The sequence below is a fragment of the Mesorhizobium newzealandense genome (assembly GCF_042682145.1).
Classification (GTDB): domain Bacteria; phylum Pseudomonadota; class Alphaproteobacteria; order Rhizobiales; family Rhizobiaceae; genus Mesorhizobium; species Mesorhizobium newzealandense.
The window spans coordinates 260,743-281,872 of sequence record NZ_JBHUGZ010000001.1 but is presented as its reverse complement, the minus strand read 5'-3'; the positions used below and the strand labels follow the sequence as shown (position 1 = coordinate 281,872).

The window sequence follows — 21,130 nt, the reverse complement described above, 5'->3', positions numbered from 1 at the left end:
GGGGGAGCCGTCCTGTTACTTGCTCAGCAGGTTCTGCTTCACCCAGTCCAGCGAGTAGCTCGGGCTGATGATCTGGCCGCCCGGCAGCTTGGCGTACTCCTTAAGGTTGCCGGCATCGACCGTCGCCACCGGCATGATCATCAGCTTGGGCGCCTTGGCGCCCTTCAGCAGCGACAGGCCAAGCCAGAAGGCGGCGCCGCCGATGCCCGGCGTGGTGTTCATCGACACGGTTTGGTAGCCGTTTTTGGCGTTCTCGTCGGCCCACCATTTGACGAAGTCGGTGCCGCCGCCGCCCTCGATGACAGGCATCTTGCCCTGGTAATCGCCGCCATACTGGACGAAAGCCTGCGCGATGCCGACATCGTCGCTGCCGCCCTGGCCGAGCACTGCGTCGACATGCGGCAGCGAGGGCAGCACATTGGCGATCGCCGCCTGCGCTACCGAAGCGGTCGCCTGGCCATAGACGGTCGCAACCACCTTGATGTCAGGGTACTTCGCCAGTACCGTCTGCTGCGCATTGAACATGTCGTTGTCTGGCGCCGAGCCCTTCACGCCGCGCACCTGGATGACGTTGCCCTTGCCGCCGAGCATCTTGAAGACCGCCTCGGCCTGGGTCGCCTTGTAGCCCTTGAAGTCAAAGTTGAGCTGGTAGTTGCAGGGCGCCGAGGCCACGGAATCGAAAGAGATGACGATGATGCCGGCTTTGCAGGCTTTTTCGATGATGCCATTGACCGCGGTTTCCGAGGCGGCGTCGACGGCGAGCACATCGACCTTCTTGAGGATCAGCTCGGCGATCTGGCTGTTTTGCTGCGCGACCGAACCATCGCCGTTCATGACGATGTAGTCGGCGATCTGTCCGGCGGCCTTGGCTTCCTTGGCCGAGGCTTCGAATGCTTCCACCATCTGGTGGCGCCAGGTGTTGCCGTAATAGGCGTTGGCGAGCGCGATGACCGGCGCGTCCGAGGACGCCATTGCCGGCATCACCGTAGCGCCCACCATTACGGCGCCGGCGAGCGCCGCCACAGTTGCAAATCTCATGGTATTTCCTCCCAAAAACACGATCGGCTTGGCTGCCACACGAGCACAGCGTAACCTTTGGGGCACGCTATGTCAGGTACATATTATACCAGCATACCAAATAGGCAAGATATCACCATACCAAACAGGCAAACGCTCGCGATGGCATTTGATGGGCCTGGGTGAGCCTGCACACCTGTGCGCCGCCAGCGATCTCGCGTAGACAGTCCTGGTAGAACCCGGCCCTGCGACGCGAGAACTCGATGCGAATACTGCTGCATACCGTCTTCCTCGGCCTCGCTACCGCCGGTCTGTCACCCACCTGGGCCGCGGCCGGCGATTGCGGCGATGTTGTCGCCCTCGTGCAGCAGGCCTATCCCAAGGCCCGGAAGAGCAGCGACGGCGCCGCGTTGACGCTCGAACCCCATATCAGTATCCCGCTGACGCTCCCGGACGGCGAAATGCCATTTGGCCTGGTCTGCAAGATCTGGCCCGCCCATGACGGCCTGCTGCTGGTCGCAGTGCCGCTGATCGACAGCGCCAAATCCAGCGACGGCGGGCATGTCGGCGATATCGAGCTTCTGGTTGTCGACAGGAAGAGCCTGCAGGTGCGCCAACGCCTGCTCCAGGCCGGGCTAGCGAACGATGACGCCATCGCCATCCGCAAGGTCGAATTCGATACCGGCCGCTACACGCTGTCGCCAGCTGTCACCGCCTTCGGCCTGCGCATCGAATTGGCAACCCATTCGCAGGCCACTCCCTTTGCCGAAACCGGCCTGCGGCTCTATGCCCTCGCCGGCGATGCCCTGCGGTTGGTGCTCGGCGACCTTGCCGTGACCGGCAATGGCGGCGAGGGCGACGCGAGTTGCGCCGGGTCCTTTCATTCGAGCCAAGTCAGCCTGGCGATGAGCCCGGCGAAACATCATGGCTACCACGACATCACCGTGGTCCAGCGGGCGGACACCGACGAACCGTTGCCCGACAAGAATGGCGAGTGCCAGTCCCATCCCGGCAAGTCCGTGAAGCGGACTTACCGGCTGCGCTATGACGGCAGCCGCTATCCGGTTCCGGCGGCGCTCAAGGCAATGGAGCCGTGAGAAAGCCGCTCGCGTCCCTGCCGCAGGGGTTCTTCGGGAGATCGTCTCCACTCGGACGTCTTGTGCGTGACGACGTCACCGCTTTTTTTGAGACGGGCCGGCGACCTGATTGATCTCCCCCTCGGTCTCTCACATGCGCCCGCGCGCGCCTTCCGGGTCATAGGGAGAGTCGGCGATCACCCTTGCCGGGCGGCGCTCGCCGAGAATTGAAACCTCCAGCGCGGTGCCGGGTGCTCCGAGTTCCGGCGGCAACAGCGCGAGTGCTATGTCGTGGCCAAAAGTATAGGAGTAGCCCGCCGAGGTGACGTGGCCGGCAAGCTTGCCGTCGCGGTAGACGCCCTCATAGGCAAAGGCGCTCGCACCATCCGTATCGATGGACAGCGTGACGATCCGGCGCGCTGTGCCCTGCTTTTGCTTCGCGGCCAGCGCCGCGCGGCCGATGAAGTCGCCCTTGTCGAGCCTTATGAAGCGGTCGAGACCGCTTTCCCAGGCTGACAGTTCGAGATTCATATCGCGGTACATGGCGCGGTAGGACTTGTCTAGACGCAGTGATTCCAGCGCCTGCAGCCCGACCAGCCTCAGCCCGTGCGACTGTCCCGATGCCAGAAGCGCGTCCAGCAAGTGCCGCTGATAGCAAAGCGGATGGTAAAGCTCCCAGCCGAGTTCACCCGAATAGTTGACGCGCATCAGACGCACGTCGCTGGCCAGGCCGACGGTGGCCGACTGCACGCTGAACCAGGGGAAAGCCTCGTTGGACAGATCGATCTCGGTCAGCGGCTGCAGCACCTCGCGCGCCTTTGGCCCGACCACGGTGAAGCTGCCGCGATCGTTGGTGACGTTGCGCAGGTGCACACTGCCGTCCTTCGGCAGCAGTCGATTGAGGTCGTCGTAGTTCCAGCGCTCGGCGCGCGGCGTCGAGACAAGGTAGAACAGGTCGCTCCGTAGCCGTGCCACCACATATTCGGCCTGCACGCCGCCGGCCGGCGTGAGATGATGGGCGAGAGCGACGCGACCGGGGCGAGGCAACCGGTTGGCGAGGATCCCGTCGAGCCAGTCCTCGGCGCCCGCGCCGCTGACCTCGAACTTGGTCATTGGCGTCATTTCGACCAGGCCGACGGTGTTGCGGACGGCTTGAACCTCCTCGCCGACATAGTTGCCCTTGGCGGTCCAGCGCCAGCTGTAAACGTTGCGCGCTTCGACACCCGAGGGTGCGAACCAGCTCGGCATCTCCCAGCCGTTCAGAACGTCCCATACCGCGCCGAGCTGGCTGAGACGATCGTAGGACGGAGCCGTTTTCTGCGGCCGTGCCGCCGGCATGTCCTGGCCGGGATAGTGCTGTGCCGCGTGGGTGCCCCACGCTTCCCTTACCTTCTCCCGGGTCCAGCTCTTGTTGGCATATTCGCCGAAGCGCCGCGGATCCAGTTCCGCCGTGTCGAGGCTGTTGCCGCCCTCGACAATCCGCTCGGAAAGATAGTGGCCGATCGCTCCGCCCCAAAGGATGCCACCCGGTACGCCTTCGGCGAGCCAGACATTCTCGAGCCCCCAGGCTGGGCCCATCAGCGGCAGCTCATCGGCCGTCATCTGGAAAGGTCCGCGCACATTCCTCTTAATGCCGGCGCGCCCGAGCGCGGGCACCAGTTCGCTCGCCCGCTCCCAGTTCCAGGAAACGGCGTCGAAATCCTCATCGAGCAGGTCGGCACCGAACCATTCCGGCACGCCGTTCTCGGCGAACAGCTTGAGCTGTTCGGTGCGCTCGTAGGGGCCGAACATCAGCCCGTCTCCCTCTTCGCGCAGGTAGCCCTCGTAACCCTCGTCCCTGAGGATCGGCATTTCCGGAAGGCCCAGCCGCTTGCGTTCCACGATTTCGGGCACCGCGTCGGTGACCCAGTACTGATGGACGATCGGGATTGCGGGAATGTCGAGGCCCAGCATGGCGCCGGTCTGGCGTGCATAATTGCCCGTGGCGAGGATGACATGCTCGCAGACGATGTCGCCGCGGGAGGTTCTGACCTTCCAGTCGCCGTCCGGCATCCGCTCGAAACCCGTCACTTCGGTGCCGAGGTGGATCTTGGCACCGAGGTCGCGCGCGCCCTTGGCCATGGCCTGGGTCACGTCCGCAGGCGCGATGTGGCCGTCATCGGGATGATAGAGGGCGCCCAGCATGCCGCTGTTGTTGAGGAGCGGCCAGATCTCGCGCGCCTCGGCCGGCGATACGATCCGCGCCCGCACGCCCTGGACCTGCGCGACGTCCATGTAGCTGCGATATTCGTCGAGCCGGTCGCGCGTGTTGGCGATGCGCAGCTGGCCGCATTTGTGCCAACCAACCTTCTGGCCGGTCTCGGCCTCAAGGCCTTCATAGATCTCGATGGATTTGGCGATCATGCGGCCGACGTTGAGACTGCGCGCATAGGAGGGTATGAGCCCGGCCGCATGCCATGTCGAACCGGCGGTAAGCTGCGTTCGCTCCAGCAACGCGACATCGCTCCAGCCGCGCTTCGCCAAGCCGTAAAGAATGCCGGCACCGACACAGCCGCCACCAACGACCACGGCACGAACGTGAGTCAACATATGCGATGCCCCCGGATGGAATTATCATGAGCTATATAGAGGGTGATCGCTCGGAGGAAAACCAACGAGATCGCGATGCTGTCGCAGTGCCTGTCGCGCTTGACCTTGGGCATGCCACGCCACCTAAAGCCTGGCCGCGCAATGTAGCCACACGGTCAATACGCGGCTATTCATTAGGCCACTGTTCGGCCTATCAGGGGCCATCCGGCCCTGGGGAGGGGATGGAACTTTCTGCCGGTCGGCGGGCTTTCGGATATGTCAGTCGGAGGACGATGTGGAGAATTCGATGCGGAACACGATGCTGGCCCTCGCGGCAGTTACGCTCGCCGCATGCCAATCGGCTCCTGAAGCGCCGCAATCCGCCGCTCCCGAACCTGCGTTGGGTCCTGCCACCATTCCTTCCCAACCTGGCTTGGATCCTGCCGTTGTTTCCCCTGGCTCGGCAGTCATGGATCAGTCCGTGACGATCACTCCCCCTGCCAAGGGCATTCCAACAAAGTACGCTGCTTTTTCGGGCATGTGGGCTGGACGATTGGAGGGAATGTATGAAGGCAAACTCGCTGTGCAGACGATTTCTTCGAAGGGAGGGGTGACGGTCACCTATGCGTGGGGAATTCTGGGCGACAACAATCCGGGAGAGGCCGCCGGCGAAGGAAGAATTGTAGGGACTACGTTGAAGCTCGGGCGTCTCCCGAATGGCGCGGACGTCAGTTTTATGATGCTGCCCGACGCGACCCTGGCCGCAACCTATACGCTTGCCGGCCAGACCTACACGGGCGTGTTCATCAGGCAATGATCAAGAAAAATTCTGTCGCGATCCGCGGTCTTGATCCGCATGATCGCGCCAATGGACAATCTGCCCACAATGAAGCTTGCCTGATCGCCAATATCCTAAAACACACCACCAATGCCGATGCCCGCACCAATGTCTGGTGGCGGGGCTGCTGGGCGTTGCGGGGCGGCTTGTGAGCGTTTCGCGGCCTTGCGGCTGGAACTGGTTCGCGAGGGGTCGGCATCCGACGCAACTTTGGCCGGCTTGGCCTTGACGATGACCGGCTGCTTGCAGATTCTGCCGGAGCGCAAAAAGAGATCGCCGAGCAGTCCGACGGTCGGCTCGGTCGTCGATGCGACCTGCTTGGTGTTTTTGTAATAGTCGGTGAGGGCGCGGATGGAGCCCGTGCCCCAATCGCCATCAACCTGCATCCGGTAGCAACCCAGGCGACGAAGTTCAGTCTGGATGCTGCGCGCAAGATCACCCGCCTTGTCCTTGTCCGCTTCGCCCGCCGATGCGCCGACAATGAGGGTTTCGAGGCCGGAGACGACGCTTTGGCGAGCATCTTCAACACTTTCAGTTGCAGACAGATTGGCGACCTGGGTGCCAACCGGCGCCGGTAAATCGGCTGGCGGTGCCGGAATTTCGACCGACCGCAAAGTCTGCCCGACAACAAGCACGGCAGTTTGCAGGTCGTTGGAGGCGAGCTCGACCTGCAATCTCTTCTTTGCGATTGGGTCCGCCAGAATTCGCGAAAGGCTTGCGCTCAACTGTGCTGGATCGAGTGCCTGCTGCTCCGTGAAATAGAACTGCTCGCGCAGGTTCGATTGATCCCACGGCACTTGACGGCCAACCGTCAACGCTTCGGTTTCGTTGCGGACGCGGATCATCATGTCCGAGACGCTGAGCCCGGGAATCTCGAGATTCTTCAGCAACGCAATGGTAAACGGGCTGTTTTCGCCGCCGCCGTCGGCTGTGACATTGCCGGGCTGAGTGGCAAAGGCAATGAACGTGTTTTCACCGACGTCAACTTGCGCCAGACCATCGCCCGCGCCGGCGCCGGGACCGAGCGGATTGTTGCGGCAGGCGTCCAGGAATATGAATGTCTGGCGGTCCCGGCGCGCGAACCTGGCGATCACATCATTCAGCTTGATGGCGCTGGCCGTCAGTTTTTCCAGGCTTTCGGGATCGGGCGTGTCGACCGGGAGCAGGTAGTTTTCGCCATGCAACTGCACGCCATGGCCGGCATAGAAAATCAAGACGGCACTGGTGGTCGGCAATTTTGCATCAGCGTCTCGAAGCAGTTTGGCGAAACCCTCTGTCGAAAGATCGGTTGCCATCAGCACTTCGAAATTTAGCCGCTTCAGGCTCTCTGAAAGCCTTGTGGCATCGTTTGCCGCATTGGGGAGATGCTCAAGCCGGGAGCTTTGATAGTTCGAATTGCCAATGACGATCGCCAGCCGGTTGCGTGGCTGCGGCGACGGGTTCTGCTCGACCGCGGCGCGCGCGCCAGCCGAGCCAAGAAACACGAGAAGCAGAAGCAGCGGAATGCGAAACAGGAGTCTATGGCAATGGGTCATATCAACATGCCCGTTCCGGTCTGCGTCGATCCTGGTCTTGCAACCTTCGAAGCGCACCACGACGCAACACAATCATGCCTAACCGTATGGACCTCGTGCCGCCGAAGGCCAGCAAAAAATTTATACCAAGAATCATGTCAAAGATAGGGGAAAGGGATTTGTATGGACTGACACTGGACTGTGGAGGACACGATGCCGATCAAGATCAATCTTGCGCTGCCGGTTTATGGAGCAGCCTACAAAAGCGTCTTCGTTCGAAGCCTCTTCGCGGCCCTGACCCACAAGAGCCTGTCCGGCTACGCCTTCACGCTGTCGGAAATCGAATACACGGATATCCCGTTTTCCCGGAACTATCTGCTGACGAATTTCTACTACAAGAAGCCGGATTGCAGTCACATCCTGATGATCGACAGCGACATGGGCTTTTCCCCCGATCTCATCGCGGCGATGCTGGCGCTGGACAAGCCGGTGGTCGGCACCTTGTATCCCCGGCGCATGGTCGATCTCCGAAAACTCCACTCGCTGTCGGCGCTGCCCTTCGACAAGGCCTTCGCACGGAGTCTGGAGTTCCTCGGAACCATCATCGAACCCCGGCAGGAGATGGGCGGCTTTGTCCGGGTATCGTTGTGCGGCACGGGTATCTTTTTGGTTTCCCGCGACTGCGTGACGACGATAATCGAAAAACTGCCCGAAACGGTGAACCGGTCCCGCTACAGAAACAACAAATACACCGCACAGTTCGAGAGCTTTCTGACCCCGTTTTCAAAGATTGTGACACCGGACGTGGATTTGCCTACCGATTTTTCTTTCTGTCACCGCTGGGCGCAGCAATGTGGTGGTGAAATATGGGCAAGCTACGACCGCAAGGTTGCTCATGCGGGAGACCTGACCGTTTCCGCAGCCTATTCTGATCTCTAAAATGTGCCCTTTGAACTGTAACCCAGGGTGTAAACAGCTCGCTTCGAGCTTTTCTATAGTGACCTTCTCGCCACAGATGGCCTTATAGTGGCCCGAGGGCGAACGCCCAACCATTGCCGTAGAGCAGTCCGCCGCGTACACTGATGCTTAAGCAAGTCAACGACCCCATCAGATGGGTCGGGGGACCTATCGAAATTGCCTTAATTTGTGACGGTATCGATTTCTCGTAAGGTGGAGTCGAATGAAAGTGCCGCGCGAGGCCTATCAGTTGGCGGGTGTTTCGTTGCTTGCGTTGGCGGCAGCATCCACTTTCCAAATATCTGGCGCGGCAGCCTGCTCCGCTACCGCCAGCGGCACCGCGACAACGGTCGGCTCAGGCATCTCGGCCGTAACGACGTTCGAAACGACGTCGGTCACGGTCAAGTGCACAACAACCGGAACTGTCCAGGACATCAACGGCGCATTCACGACAGGGTTCGAGGGTTACGAAGGGCAAGACATCAGCTCGTCGACTGTCGTCGTCAACGACTATGACGGCAATGGCAACGACATTGTAAACATCGTTGGCGGCATTCTGGACAACATTACGCCTACGCCCAACGTAACTGGCTTGCCGCCGATAACGTCGGAGGTAACGATTTCCTTGGATCCGGGAGCGGGCACCGTCCAACTCCTTGGCGGCAACGACCAGTTTGAGATGTCCTATGGGGATTTCGACGGCGAGCCATTCGCCCCCAACGTCATGGCCAATCTCAATACCGGGGCGGGCGATGACAAGGTCGTCATCCAGGTCGGCAGCATTCAGGACATCGACCTTGGCGAAGGCAATAATTCGCTGGAGATGACCGGCGGTGAAATCGACGGTTCAGTCATCGGCGGAGATGGCATCGACACCATCACCATAGGCAACGATACAAGCGTCACCGATGGCAACAGCGGCGTTGTCACCGGATCTGTTTTCACCAATGGCGGCGCCGATATCGTCACCATCAAGAACGGCGCCATAGTTTACGGCGATTCGGAAGGAGGAGATGCCATCGGGCTTGGCAACGGCGACGACCAGTTCACCATGACCGGTGGCATCCTCGACGGTAGTCTGAGCGGTGACGGTGGCAACGACACGCTGGAGATAAGCGGTGGCACGATCCACAGCTACGTGACTGGAAACGCAGGCGACGACCATATCACGATCAACGGCAATGCCGTGGTCGATCTCTATGTCGATGGAGATATCGGAAACGACACGATAACGGTCGGCGGCAAGGCCATCATCGGCGGCAGCATATTCGGCAACGAAGGCAACGACACTGTCAACATCAACGGCGGCACCATCGGGACGACCGCGGCTCCGAGGATCGTCGACCTCGGCGACGGCGCCGATATTTTCAACATGACGGCGGGCCGTGTGACCGGTTCGGTTTTCGGGGATGGCGGCGGCAACACCTATGACGTGAGCGGCGGCAGGATTGACGGTTCGATTTTCGCCGGCAGCCAGAACGACAAGGTCACGATCTCAGGCAACGCCAGTATCGGCATCGATCTTGGTGAGGGTGGGGACGGCATCGATTCTGTCGGCCTGGAAGATGGCGACGACAGCTTCCTGATGACCGGCGGCACGCTCGGCGGCGCCGTGAGCGGTGGCGCGGGCAATGATACGATCGATTTCCGCGGCGGTTCGATCACCGGTTTCATCGAAGGCAATGACGGCAACGACCGGATTTTCATCGCTGGTGGCAACCTGACCGGCGAGGTCATCGGCGATCTCGGCGACGATCTGATCGTGATCAGCGGCGGTACGGTCAGCGGACCGGTTTCGGCGAACGACGGCAACGATACGTTCAACATGACCGGCGGCACCGTCGGCGGCTCGGTCAGCGGTGGCGACGGCAATGACACGCTGAATATCGGCGGCGGCACGATCGGCGGCAGTCTCACCGGCGACAACGGCGATGACGTGATCACGGTTTCCGGCGGCGCTGTCGCCGGCAACATCACCGGCGGCGCCGGCTTCGACAATGTCTCGGTCGTTGGCGGCACCATCACTGGCGGCATCAACGCCGAGCACGTTCATCTGTCGGGCGGCACGATCGGCGGCGACGTCACCGGAATCGGTCCCAACACCCTGATCATCGACAATGTGGGCGCGGTCGATCCGCTCAATCTGCGCGATGGCGTGCTGTTCAGTGGCACGGGAGCCAACGGCACCGTCACCGCCACCGATCTCGCTGCCGGCGGCAAGAGCCAGAACTTTACCGGCTTCGACAATTTTTCGGCCAACGCTTCCACGCTCCGCTTCAGCGGTGGCACGCAAGGCATCAACCAGCTCAATCTCGGCAACGGGTCGACGCTGTTCATCAACGGCAACGTCGCCATGCCGGGTTCGATCATCGCGACGAATTCGCTGATCAACATGACGGACGGTGCAGCCAACGACGTGTTGACGCTCGGCGGCCTCACCCTCAACGGCGGCAGCATCAGCCTCGACATCAACCAACAGACGTTGCAGTCGGATCAACTCGTTGCCAACGCGTTTTCGGCCACCGGAGCCAACACAATCATCGTCAATCTGCTGGGCACGCCGCAATTCGCCCAGGCAACCGACATCCCGCTCATCGTCTCGGCCAGCGGGCCGATTGCCGGGACCTTTAATGTCCAGGGCATTCCCGGCACGCCGGGCTCGCTTTTCACCTATGAAGTGGTCGTGGGCCCGAATGGCGGCTTGTTCCTGCGTGCCACGCCTGCCAATTTCGGCATTGCGGCAGCGCCCACCAGCGCCACCAACGCCGGCGCGGTCGCGGTGGCAATCGACGCTCTCTACGGCATAAACCGTGATGCGCTCGAGTCTGACCTCAACCTGTCGCCCGCAACCGGGGGGGCAATGGTGCCGGTTTCGTCCAGCTTCGGCGTGTTCGCCTCCGGCCAGTTCGCTCATACCGAGCATGACGGCTACGACATCAGTGGCGGTGGTTTGAATGGCCCCGGCCCGAGCTTCGATGCCAATGATTTTTCGGCCGCCATCAGCGTGGATTTCAATGCCGCCAAACACTTCCAGTTCGACAATGAGTATGGCCTGAACATCGGCGTTTTCGCCGGCTACGCCTCGACCGATGTCAGCCTCGGCGCGTTCCGGGGATTTGACACCATCGGCGAAGGCACCAACAAGGCCGGCATGTTCGGCAGCTATGCGCTGTTCCGCAAGAGCTACGACTACGTGCTGGTTTCCGCTTCCGGTTTCATCGGCGGAAGCGACGTGACCAACGGCGTGCTCGGCACTACCGGCAGCTACGACACCAAGGGCTATGCCGTCACCGGGACGGTCGGCCATATCTTCAAGCTGGGCGACCGCGCCCGCTTCGACCTGCGCGGCGGCTTGCTCGGCGTTTCCTTCCGCGGCGATTCCTATACGGACAGCGGCGGCAACGAGTTCGGCAAGAGCCGGTTGTCCTTCGGTGCGGTCAAGTTCGAACCGGGCATCTATGCGGACTATCCGCTCGAAAACAGCATGGTGTTCAGCCCCTACGCACGGACGGAGTTTCAACAGCGCTTCAACTACAAGAACACGACAGATATCGACACCAGGGAGATCGACTTCGATGATGCTGATTTCTCGGTTGCGCTGTCGACCGGTTTCAATCTGAAAGTGTCGCAAACAAAGACAGTGAGCGGCGAGGTCCGCGGCAAGTGGTCAGCAGACAGTTCGAACGTCGGCGGCAAGCTGGGGCTGAAGATTTCCTTCTAGCTGGAGGCAGGGAGCGGGTGCGCCGTTGTAGTGGATCGCTGAGGGAGCGATCGGCGAGGGAGGGGGATTGGCAGCTGTTCCCGCATAGCCGCGAATAGCTGCTGCGCCTGGCCATCGCTACGGCTGTTCAGTATTTCGATATGGAATTCCTGTATCCTTGGATGTCTTGAAGGCGATTGGCGATCACCTTGCCGACCACCTCGGGGCTGTGCACCGCGGCCATGTACGTCCGGGCGCGCTCGCCGACCGCAGTGACGGCCTCGATATTGTCCGCAAGTTGCGCCATGACCCGGGCAGCTTCATCTATGTCGGGATCGGCCCATTTCTGTCCTTCGATGAAATAGGGGTATTGATCGGGCTCCACGCTGATCAATCGGTATGGAATCGGAAAACCGGTTTGCGTGCTGACAAAGTCTTTGCTTCCCGAAAAGTCCGTTGAAATAACTGCCTTGCCCATGGCCATGGCTTCGGCAATTCCCAATCCAAAGCCTTCCGAGCGATGCAACGAGACGAAGACATCGCAGGATTTTGTCAGGCAATATGTTTCGGTTCGAGTCAGAACCTCGTCAATCAGGACAACCCGCTTGTCGGTCTGCGCCAGACCACGAATTGAATTTAGAATTGCGCGTTTGTGCGGGCTGTTGCCCATTGTCTTGATCACCAAGGAAATTCGTCGATTGCGGTCCTGTCCGAACGCGCGAAGATAGGCCTGCAACACGGCATCCGGGTTCTTGCGGTCCGGGTAGGACGAGAAGTCGAATGCAAACAAAAATGCAGTGGAATCTTTTGGAATCTGAAAACGCTCCCGGTTAGCCTCAATGTCGGGCGGGACGGATATAGCAACCGGGATGTGCGTAACCGGATGGTTCGTACCGGCTATGAAGGCGTCGCGGACGAAGGCCGTCGGCGCCCAAATTTCGTCTACACCTTGCAAGCTATCCAACCATTGCGGATAGATCAGAGGCAGTTCCCAGAAAGGCCTGACGATATTGTATCTGTTCTTCAGAATGCCGACGCCTACTCCATGAATGGTCGACCCCAGCATGTCGGCGTTGACGCAGAAAACGTTCACCGTTTTGGAAGGTCGCGCGGCGATGCGGTGCGTCAGGGCTCTGTCCCTGTGCGACGAAAGAACCTGTTCGTCAAAATTCGTGACATCGTAATTGATGCCCGCACTCTCAATCGATCGGGCCAGCGAGCGCATTGCTTCACCGACGCCCGTTTCTGAAAAAGGGTAACCGATGAGGGATAGCCCGGGCGCAAGCGTAGTCTGGGTTGTTGTATCGACACTTGCGGGCCATGCACGCCTGAACACCGCATCGAGAAATTGCTTTCGCCTGGCCGGCGGCACCATTCTATAGAGCCAGCGAATGTGAGGTTGAGCTCTTAGGAGAGTTCGATAAGCTCGGCGCGCGACACGAGTTGCAATCACCGAGGCTTCTTTGGCGGAAACGTCTGTTGTCCCATTCGGGCCGGTTCGCGAAGCGTCAAGTTGCCTAATTCTTTTGGTGACTGTTTTCGTGAACCTGGAAGGAATCCCGGCCGACTTTGCGCCACCGGACATATACCAGTCGGCGTAGTTTATCTGGGATCGCCCCTCTTGGAGCGGGAAGTAGGATTGCAGATCGCGCCTCGTCGTCCAGAGCGCGTGCGCAAGCTGCGTGACCACACCACCGGGATTTGGATTGATGTCGGCTGGACGGTCGAGAATATCGGGCATCAGGGCGAAGGGATCGCCCTCGAAAGGCTCGAGCTTCTCACGATAGACAATTCGCGCCAGGTTCGGAATATCGATGCCGTCAGAAAACGTCCCGAAGCCATAGGGCACTGTGGAAAACCTGCTTGCGCCGAAGTCTTCCAATCGGTCATGATAGTCGACTAACAGGCCTCCCAACGCCTCGTTAGACGTTGGCTTCCACCGCTGCTGGTGCTTTGACAGGACGCTCCGGTCGCCGGGAGTGATCCCGCTGAAGTGAAAGAAAGCGAGTGGAAAGCCGTTGATCTCGTATCTCTCACTCGTCTTTTTGATCGTGCGGGTGTCCAGGTTCCAGTACGCCACGTTGTAAGCCGGATCGCGCAGGATGTGCGTGCCGGAGCAATAGGCGGGCCACAGGTCCATGAACTTCTGGTCAACGAAAATCCCGTCGCTCAGGCGATTTGAGACGCACTCGTTTCGCAGGCGCGTCTCCCACCATTCCAGCAGAGCCGACGTCTCGTCGGTCTTGGCCAGGGCCAGAAATCCCAGATTGTATATTCCCGATCGCATGAAGGTCAGGTCGTTTGGACTTTCGGAATGGAGGTTTGGCGCGAGTGCGTGCGGAGTCAGGACGGACGTCGCCCCCTCATCCAACGCCTGCAAGATCTCGTCGAAACGGCGATAGGCAAGGATGTCCGGATCGAGGTAAATGACGCGATCAAAACCTTCGGCGAAAAGTTGCCGAAATACCGTCGGCTTGATCGCAGTATTCAGCTCCATGACATCGTAGCGAAAACTGAAGGCGCGATGATCTGGCAGATCGAGATCGTCGAAGAAAATATGAGCGTCGAACTCGGGAAAGACGTCGCTTCCCAAATCCTCCCGACGTGTGTCGGCGATGGCGAGTATGCATGAAAAGTCTGGATGGTGACGAGCAAACGAAGACGCAAGCGCCCGGGAATAGTGGAGATAATTCCAGGATGAAATCGTAAAAAACGCATTCCTCATGCTTTGCCCGAATCCCTTTGCCTTCACCCCAAAACATTGCCATAGCGCACGACAAGGGGAATCCACAATTCGCAAGCGCGAAGGGGCAACAGGCTGTGGCAAACAAGACCGCATTCATAACGGGCATCACCGGTCAGGATGGAGCCTATCTATCGAAGCTGCTGCTCGACAAGGGATACCGTGTGGTCGGCTCCATGCGCCGTACGTCGGGCATTGGCACATGGCGCCTGCAAAGTCTGCAGGTTCTGGACGATATCGAATTCGCGTCGATGGAACTGACCGAAGACTCAAACGTGCGTGCAGTGCTGGAGAAAATCAAACCCGACGAAATATACAACCTCGCGGCTCAGAGCTTTGTCGGCGATTCTTTTACGCAGCCCATCTACACAACTCAGGTGACCGGGGTCGGCGCCTTGAGATTGCTTGAAGGCGCCAGAACCGTCGTCCCGACGGCAAAATTCTATCAGGCTTCAACGTCCGAAATGTTCGGCAAAGTGCAACAGGTTCCGCAGACTGAAACGACCCCCTTTTACCCGCGCAGTCCCTATGGCATCGCCAAATTGTTCGCGCATTGGACCGTTGTAAACTACAGGGAAGCATACGGGTTGCATTGCTGCAGCGGCATCCTCTTCAATCACGAGTCACCTTTGAGGGGCGTGGAGTTTCTCCCTCGAAAAGTGACGCTTGGGATGGCCAAATACGCGGTGAGGGGCGAGGGACCACTGCGGGTCGGAAATCTGGAGGCGAAAAGAGATTGGGGCCACGCCAGGGACTACGTCGACGCCATGTGGAGGATGCTGCAAACGGCGCCTGTGATGGATTTCGTCGTGGCGACCGGCAGAACGCATACTGTTCGTGATTTCGTCGAAATGGCCGCGAGCGCATGCGGCATCTCCCTGGATTGGCAAGGAACGGGGCACAACGAGCTTGGCATCGACCGAGCTACCGGGAACATCGTTGTATCTGTTGACCCGGCTTTCTACAGACCGTCGGAGGTTGACCTTCTTGTCGGCGACCCTTCTCTTGCGAAAGAGGTACTAGACTGGAGTCCCACGGTTCAACTGGAGGATCTGGTCGCCGAGATGGTTGAGGCCGATATGCAGCGGATCTCCTCAAACCATGTCTCTGGGTTTTAGCAGACTGGCAGACTAGAGCCTGTTTCATCCCGATGGAATCGCTCTATCTCAGTGTTTGAGCATGATCTCCAGCGAAAACCGGATTCCACTTTTCGGGATCATGCTCTAGTACCCCCATAGCTCAACCAGATCGCGACCGATCAGGTCGCTGGCTGTGGAAACCTCGGCCGCGAACAGCTTTTTCAAATCGCCTGCTACGTCGTCGGCGATTTCCGTTTCGAAGCCTTCCGCGCGATTGTCCCAGTACTGCTGGTTCACCCCGACGCCTAGAAATCGCTGTAATTGTTGCTCCCATGCCCCCTTCGCGCGCAAAGGCTGCGGACGGATCAGGTCCTCATAAATCAAGACCAGTATTTGTTTTCGGGGAAAGGATTGATAATAACGCCGCAAATGGCTGCCGTAGAAAGAGTGAACGATGTTCGTAGACGCAGAATACCATGAATTATCCCACGCTCTATGACTGCTGATCTCAATCAAGCCATTCTTTATATACGAATTTATGTCCAGGCTTAGGTCCGGACCCAGCGATGCGTCAATCTTTCCCTTCATGTGCCGGTACTGTGAAATCACACGGCTGACCGGATCCCTGAGAGTCGCTATGATTTTTGCTTCCGGATTGTAAGATCTTATACGCTCCGCCACCTGCGCACTTGAGAGATAGACGGGCGAGATGTCGGCGAGATAGCGGTGGTCGATCGCTGCCTCGGTGAAGTGCATATCGTAGCGGGCGTCGGTGACGTCATCGTCGATGCCGAAGCCATTAACTTCTTTCTCTTCGGGTACAAAGACGTCTCGTGTAGCGCTCAGCATCCTTGCCAGGCTGCTCGTCGCAGTCCGTGGCGCACCGATCCCAATCAGATTTGCCCGCCTTGAGGTGGGCGTCTTCAATGTTGGCAATTTTGCCTCCCGGGAAAGCCGGCGACCCAGCGTGGCTTCAATATTCCTAATGTTCCTGTTGACGCACCAAGGCGATCATTGTCGAGCGCCGCGCGCGCGACTATGAGCTTCGATAGAAAGTATGGATGGGAAAATTATAGGTGACCGCGGCAATTACGGCCCACGTCCCGGCAGTATCGGAGCCGGCTTTTCGGCGCACTCGCGCTCGCGATTTTGCTATGGCTTTGCTCCTTGGGCTCCTCTCCCTCCTGGCCTACAACGCAAACCTGCGTTCGATCACCGCGGCCGACAGCTATGCGGCGCGCTACCTGCCCTTTTCGATCTGGCAGAATCACAGCCTGACCTTGAATCCAATTCTAACCACGGTGGCTCAAGGACGAAAGCCTCCGGCAACGCCTGAGAAGGATGGCACTGCTCATTGGATCCTGAAGGTTGGGGGAGACCGATATGTATCGAAATTTCCCATTGTCGTTCCCGTCGTCCTCTCCCCATTCTATCTGCCGGCAGTCATTTATCTGAACCACCATGGTGGCGACCCGCTGCTGTTCGACAAAGTCGCCCGGATCATGGAGAAGCTTTGCGCTTCTTCGCTGGCGGCGGTGTCCGTCGGTCTGCTCTATTTGCTCCTGCGACGACGGACGGATGAAGGATGGGCCGCCATCCTGAGCCTGCTCTACGCATTTGGCACGACGACATGGGTCATCAGCAGCCAAGCCCTCTGGATGCATGGGCTCGCCCAGTTGCTGGTCGTGGCCACCATGCTTTTGCTCACGGGACCAGGCACGGCATTGCGGGTCGTCCTGGCAGGACTGCTTTGCGGGCTTATCGCGGCGAACCGCCAGCCCGATGCCATACTGGCGGCGGGTCTGGGTATTTATGGCCTGTGGTGGGCTGGCCGCATGAGACCATTGCTCGTTTTGTCGGGCATGGTCCCCGTCGCTTTGATCCTGGCCTATAATCTCATGCTCGTCGGCAATGTTGCGGGTGCTTATGCGCTGCACGTTCGGCCAGGCGATTTCAACGACAGCATTGTGGGGGGTATCGCAGGCCTTCTTGTCAGTCCGACCCGAGGGCTCTTCGTCTTCTCCCCGTTCCTGTTGTTCGTCCCCATTTTTTGTCGTCGCGTCGTGGGTGAGCGCTCGCAGCGAGGCCTTGCAGTGGCCGTTGGCTGCGCCATGATCGTGCAAGTGCTGTTCTACGCCATGATCGATTGGCGGCAGGGCATCTCCTGGGGGCCTCGATGGCTCACCGACATGCTGCCCATGCTGATGTGGATGCTTCCACCGGTCGTGAAGACACTGTCCCGGAACGGACGCGTGACATTCGGGCTTGCATCACTTGTGGCGATCTCGATCCAGACGATCGGTGCCTTCTGGTACACCGGCGCTGCCGACATGGCCATCGTCTCCACCCATGGCCCAGGCAGAATGCGACCTGCCTGGGATATACGCAACGCAGCCTTTATCGCCGAACTCGCTCACCCGCATGTGCAAGCCGATCTGATTGTCGATCTGCGCGGTAACATCGATGCCGTGAATGTCCCGCCCATCGGTCAAGGCACCCCTGGCGAAGCAGGCAGGCAGTTGGAGATCCTTGGATGGGCGCTCACCAACAACCACTCTCCAAGCGACGTCGCCGTGCTGATCGATGGCCGGCCGGTCGCTGGAACCAGGGAATTCTTTGCCCGGGCCGATGTCGAGAAGGCGCTCGGCCAGGCGAGCCCGGCCGGGTGGCGCGTCACCATCCCAATCGACCAGGTAACCCCGGGAGAGCATCTGTTGGCGGTGTTGGTGCGCGCCACCGAGGGTGGCGAGCCTCGTCTGCTGAAGCAGACCTCTTTCTTCCTCGCGCCGGACAATGAGGCACTTGAGCATGTGACGGATCTGCCAAGTGCGGCACGGCGCGCCGGGCAGATGCTCGCAGACCATCAGCAGGCCGGCGGCTATTGGCTGACCTCCTATACGAGCGCAACGCGATTTGAGCAGCCGCGCCAGGAACTCAATACCTACCTCAACGCCATCATGCTTGATGTCGTCGGCCCTGTCGCCGAAGCCGCCGGCGCGAAAGTCATGCTTGCAAAGGCGCGACAGTTCCTGGCTGCTCAGATCGAGCAAACCGGCCTTGTTCGATACCACGGCCGACCAGATGCGCCCACGATCGGCACTCTCGGCTGCACCATCACGCCCGATTCCGATGACACCGCCCTGGCATGGCGGGTCGCGCCCAGCGAAAAGAGTGAACTGTTGCAACCCGCGCTTGCCACCATAACGCAGTTCAGGCGGCCTGACGGCCTCTATCAGACCTGGCTCGCGTCACGTGACAAATACCAATGCCTCGATCCCGGACGCGACCCCAATCCGGCGGATGTCGGGATCCAGATGCATCTATTCCTGTTTCTCGAACAGGTGGACAAACCAGCCGCGCGTTTGCTGTGCGGAGCGCTCGCGAAAAAAGCGGGCGACGACGATATCTGGGTCTACTACGCCGGTGCACCGCTCATGATCACTCTGCGGTTGGCAGACCTGGAAAAGGCCGGCTGCTCGCCGCAGTTTCCCCAGGCGCGACTGCGGACCGAAATTCCTGGACAGGAGATCTGGCTGCGCGCCGCCGACCAGCTTCGGCAGGTGGAAAGCCAAGCCGGCTCATATGCTGCCTATCAGCGTACGACCGAACTGCTGACCGATATCGCCGCGGATGACTTTTCCTTGATGAGCCATACGCCTCCGCTGCTGTATCACAATGACCTCACCGCGACGGTGAAGCGATTCTATTGGTCGCAAGATTTCGGATATGCGCTCTGGTTGCGGCTCTATTTTGAGAACGAACGTATGCTATCAAAGCTTCCTTGTGGTTCCGGCGGCTCGGAACAAAAATGTGGTGAGAAGTGACGCAAATCGCGAGCGAAACAGTCGGTCAAAGTCGCCCCCGGGCGGTACAGCTGCTGTTCCGTTGGTTCTCTTGTATCCGTTTCGATGAAGTCGCAGCACTTCAGGCCACTCCGATCATCGGTGCGGTTTTTTCAATCGGAGCGCTGTCGGCGAGCCATGCCCTGACCGTGGCCATTATGATAGCCGGCAATTTCTGCCTGATGGCTCACGTGTTTGTTCTCAACGACTGGTCAGGAATCGACGGAGACCTCAGAGACCCGGACCGAGCCAACCGAACATTCGCGGCAAAAGGTCTGACGCGTACCGAAGTCGGCTATCTTGCCGGCTCATTGCTGGCGATCAGTCTGCTCCTGTTTGGGCTGATAAACACGAGGGCACTCGTTGCTGCAATGGCGATCGCCGGGTTGAGCGCTCTGTATTCCAGCCCCACCCTGCATTTGAAGGGTGCGCCGCTTTTCAACTCGGCCCTGCATTTTGTCGGCGGCTGCGCACATTTCCTGCTCGGCTATGCGGCTTTTGGCGCGATCAACGCACAGGGCCTCGTCGTAAGTTGTTTCTTTGGGTTGGTATTCACGGCCGGCCATTTCACGCATGAAGCGCGCGATTATGACGTTGACCTGCTCAACGGCATACGGACGAACGCCGTGGCGTTTGGCAAGACCAGAAGTTTTGTCGCAGGTCTCGTTCTTTTTATCTCGGCATATGCGTTCGTGGTCGCGTTGGCCGCACTCGGGTTCGTTCCGCACGTCCTCGTCTTTGCCGCTGCATTCATTCCGGTACATCTGTGGGCTTCCAGCCGCGCCATGCGGGCCGGCCTCACAGCCGAGAACCTCCGTCGACTGCAACGGTGTTACCGGGCGCTCTTCGCCATCATTGGCATCGTCATGATCGTGATGGTCGCTTTGTCCTAGCCGGCAGTGTCGGTTCCACCGCAACAGCTGACCTGGCGGCCTCGAGGTTCCATGCTTTCCGTAATCGTACCGGTCTTCAACGAAGCAGCGACATTGCCACACGTCTTGGCGATGGTGAGTATGGCACTTCCCGCGGTGGCGAAGGAAATCATCGTCGTCGACGACGGCTCCTCCGACGGCACCCGCGAGTGGCTCAAGGCCAATTTTCCAACCGGTTCCTGCTGCGCTACGTCTCTAACCGTCGGCGTCGACGGTGGTCTCGTCTTCACCGACGAACCAGCGATTGCCCCAGTCACGGTGCGGCTGTTCTATCACGAAAGAAATAGCGGAAAAGGCGCTGCATTGCAGACCGGGCTGGCGGAAGCCAAAGGCGACGTCATTGTCATCCAGGACGCAGACCTTGAATACGATCCCGCGGACTGGACCGTTATGTATGACCTCATTGTCAGGCGAAAAATTGCAGATGTTGTCTACGGCTCACGTTTCTACGGCCGGCCTCATCGCTCGCTCTATTTCCACCACTATCTGGCCAATCGCTTCATCTCCCTGGTGTTTAATCTCCTTTATAATCAGACGCTTACCGACATCGAATGCTGCTACAAGATGTTCACGCGAGACGTCATGAGCCGGCTGCGCCTGACCTGCAACGACTTTGGTTGTGAAATTCAGCTCAGCGCCCAGATCGCGCGTGCTGGCCGCTGGCGTATCTACGAGATGGGCATCAGCTATTTCGGCCGCACCTACGAGGAAGGCAAGAAAATCGGATGGCGCGATGGCGTCAAGGCAATCTGGTATCTCGCCCGCTTCCGGGTCTTTTCCTGAACCGGACGGCGCCGGCTCGGCTGCGATGGTTGATTGGTTCCGGCCCAATCAAGGCGTGCGGTGAGCGTTGGGCCTTTTGCT

The 21,130-nt window shown here is 59.5% G+C and carries 13 protein-coding genes; 8 read left to right on the top strand and 5 right to left on the bottom strand.

Translation table 11 applies throughout. The annotated features are described in order from the left end of the window. Window positions 1-15: 15 nt before the first annotated feature. A complete protein-coding gene (locus ACFSOZ_RS01255; RefSeq protein WP_379092569.1) occupies window positions 16-1,038 on the bottom strand; it encodes an ABC transporter substrate-binding protein in 1,023 nt (340 codons plus the stop codon). Between the two features lie 242 nt (window positions 1,039-1,280). On the opposite strand from ACFSOZ_RS01255, the gene ACFSOZ_RS01250 reads away from it, so the two are divergent. Continuing rightward, window positions 1,281-2,114 carry a PA3715 family protein gene (locus ACFSOZ_RS01250; RefSeq protein WP_379092566.1) on the top strand — a complete coding sequence of 278 codons (834 nt, stop codon included), beginning with the start codon at window positions 1,281-1,283 and terminating at the stop codon, window positions 2,112-2,114. A 129-nt stretch (window positions 2,115-2,243) separates the two neighbouring features. Here the strand turns inward: ACFSOZ_RS01250 and ACFSOZ_RS01245 are convergent, their stop codons facing one another. Next, window positions 2,244-4,682, bottom strand: coding sequence for a GcvT family protein (locus ACFSOZ_RS01245; protein WP_379092563.1), 2,439 nt, complete (start codon window positions 4,680-4,682; stop codon window positions 2,244-2,246). 286 nt (window positions 4,683-4,968) lie between these two features. On the opposite strand from ACFSOZ_RS01245, the gene ACFSOZ_RS01240 reads away from it, so the two are divergent. Beyond that, the gene (locus ACFSOZ_RS01240) at window positions 4,969-5,478 is read left to right on the top strand and encodes a hypothetical protein (protein ID WP_379092561.1); all 510 of its coding nucleotides are present in this window, start codon (window positions 4,969-4,971) and stop codon (window positions 5,476-5,478) included. 95 nt (window positions 5,479-5,573) lie between these two features. On the opposite strand, the gene ACFSOZ_RS01235 is transcribed toward ACFSOZ_RS01240, so the two are convergent. Next, a complete protein-coding gene (locus tag ACFSOZ_RS01235; protein WP_379092558.1) occupies window positions 5,574-7,034 on the bottom strand; it encodes a caspase family protein in 1,461 nt (486 codons plus the stop codon). A gap of 192 nt (window positions 7,035-7,226) precedes the next feature. On the opposite strand from ACFSOZ_RS01235, the gene ACFSOZ_RS01230 reads away from it, so the two are divergent. After that, window positions 7,227-7,952 (top strand): hypothetical protein, encoded by a 726-nt coding sequence (locus tag ACFSOZ_RS01230; protein WP_379092555.1) that lies wholly within the window; start codon window positions 7,227-7,229, stop codon window positions 7,950-7,952. Window positions 7,953-8,193: 241 nt separating this feature from the next. Then, window positions 8,194-11,691: an autotransporter gene (locus tag ACFSOZ_RS01225; RefSeq protein WP_379092552.1), complete on the top strand. Its 3,498-nt coding sequence runs from the start codon at window positions 8,194-8,196 to the stop codon at window positions 11,689-11,691. Between the two features lie 127 nt (window positions 11,692-11,818). On the opposite strand, the gene ACFSOZ_RS01220 is transcribed toward ACFSOZ_RS01225, so the two are convergent. Then, a complete protein-coding gene (locus ACFSOZ_RS01220; RefSeq protein ID WP_379092549.1) occupies window positions 11,819-14,395 on the bottom strand; it encodes a glycosyltransferase in 2,577 nt (858 codons plus the stop codon). A 95-nt stretch (window positions 14,396-14,490) separates the two neighbouring features. Here ACFSOZ_RS01220 and gmd point away from each other — a divergent pair, with 95 nt between their 5' ends. Further along, entirely contained in the window at window positions 14,491-15,531 is a 1,041-nt protein-coding gene (gene gmd / locus ACFSOZ_RS01215; protein ID WP_379092546.1) for a GDP-mannose 4,6-dehydratase, read from the top strand. A gap of 105 nt (window positions 15,532-15,636) precedes the next feature. Here the strand turns inward: gmd and ACFSOZ_RS01210 are convergent, their stop codons facing one another. Further along, on the bottom strand, window positions 15,637-16,428 hold the full coding sequence (locus ACFSOZ_RS01210; RefSeq protein WP_379092544.1) for a sulfotransferase family protein: 792 nt from the start codon (window positions 16,426-16,428) through the stop codon (window positions 15,637-15,639). Between the two features lie 218 nt (window positions 16,429-16,646). Between ACFSOZ_RS01210 and ACFSOZ_RS01205 the strand changes: the two genes are divergently transcribed. Genes ACFSOZ_RS01205 through ACFSOZ_RS01195 form a run of 3 tightly spaced genes read left to right on the top strand, consistent with a single transcriptional unit; the run spans window position 16,647 to window position 21,049 of the window. After that, window positions 16,647-19,316 carry a hypothetical protein gene (locus ACFSOZ_RS01205; RefSeq protein ID WP_379092541.1) on the top strand — a complete coding sequence of 890 codons (2,670 nt, stop codon included), beginning with the start codon at window positions 16,647-16,649 and terminating at the stop codon, window positions 19,314-19,316. Further along, window positions 19,313-20,227 (top strand): UbiA family prenyltransferase, encoded by a 915-nt coding sequence (locus tag ACFSOZ_RS01200; RefSeq protein ID WP_379092538.1) that lies wholly within the window; start codon window positions 19,313-19,315, stop codon window positions 20,225-20,227. Before ACFSOZ_RS01205 ends, ACFSOZ_RS01200 begins: the two co-directional genes overlap by 4 nt. Window positions 20,228-20,278: 51 nt before the next feature. Beyond that, complete coding sequence (locus tag ACFSOZ_RS01195; RefSeq protein WP_379092536.1) at window positions 20,279-21,049, top strand: glycosyltransferase family 2 protein; 771 nt, start codon at window positions 20,279-20,281, stop codon at window positions 21,047-21,049. Window positions 21,050-21,130 lie beyond the last annotated feature (81 nt).

What these genes read in the sequence shown, in the direction of transcription:
- ACFSOZ_RS01240 (WP_379092561.1), top strand. Translation starts at nt 4,969, where the DNA reads ATGCGGAACACGATGCTGGCCCTCGCGGCAGTTACGCTCGCCGCATGC.
- ACFSOZ_RS01230 (WP_379092555.1), top strand. Translation starts at nt 7,227, where the DNA reads ATGCCGATCAAGATCAATCTTGCGCTGCCGGTTTATGGAGCAGCCTAC.
- ACFSOZ_RS01195 (WP_379092536.1), top strand. Translation starts at nt 20,279, where the DNA reads ATGCTTTCCGTAATCGTACCGGTCTTCAACGAAGCAGCGACATTGCCA.
- ACFSOZ_RS01225 (WP_379092552.1), top strand. Translation starts at nt 8,194, where the DNA reads ATGAAAGTGCCGCGCGAGGCCTATCAGTTGGCGGGTGTTTCGTTGCTT.
- ACFSOZ_RS01250 (WP_379092566.1), top strand. Translation starts at nt 1,281, where the DNA reads ATGCGAATACTGCTGCATACCGTCTTCCTCGGCCTCGCTACCGCCGGT.
- ACFSOZ_RS01235 (WP_379092558.1), bottom strand. Translation starts at nt 7,034, where the DNA reads ATGACCCATTGCCATAGACTCCTGTTTCGCATTCCGCTGCTTCTGCTT.
- ACFSOZ_RS01245 (WP_379092563.1), bottom strand. Translation starts at nt 4,682, where the DNA reads ATGTTGACTCACGTTCGTGCCGTGGTCGTTGGTGGCGGCTGTGTCGGT.
- ACFSOZ_RS01220 (WP_379092549.1), bottom strand. Translation starts at nt 14,395, where the DNA reads ATGAGGAATGCGTTTTTTACGATTTCATCCTGGAATTATCTCCACTAT.
- ACFSOZ_RS01255 (WP_379092569.1), bottom strand. Translation starts at nt 1,038, where the DNA reads ATGAGATTTGCAACTGTGGCGGCGCTCGCCGGCGCCGTAATGGTGGGC.
- ACFSOZ_RS01205 (WP_379092541.1), top strand. Translation starts at nt 16,647, where the DNA reads ATGGCTTTGCTCCTTGGGCTCCTCTCCCTCCTGGCCTACAACGCAAAC.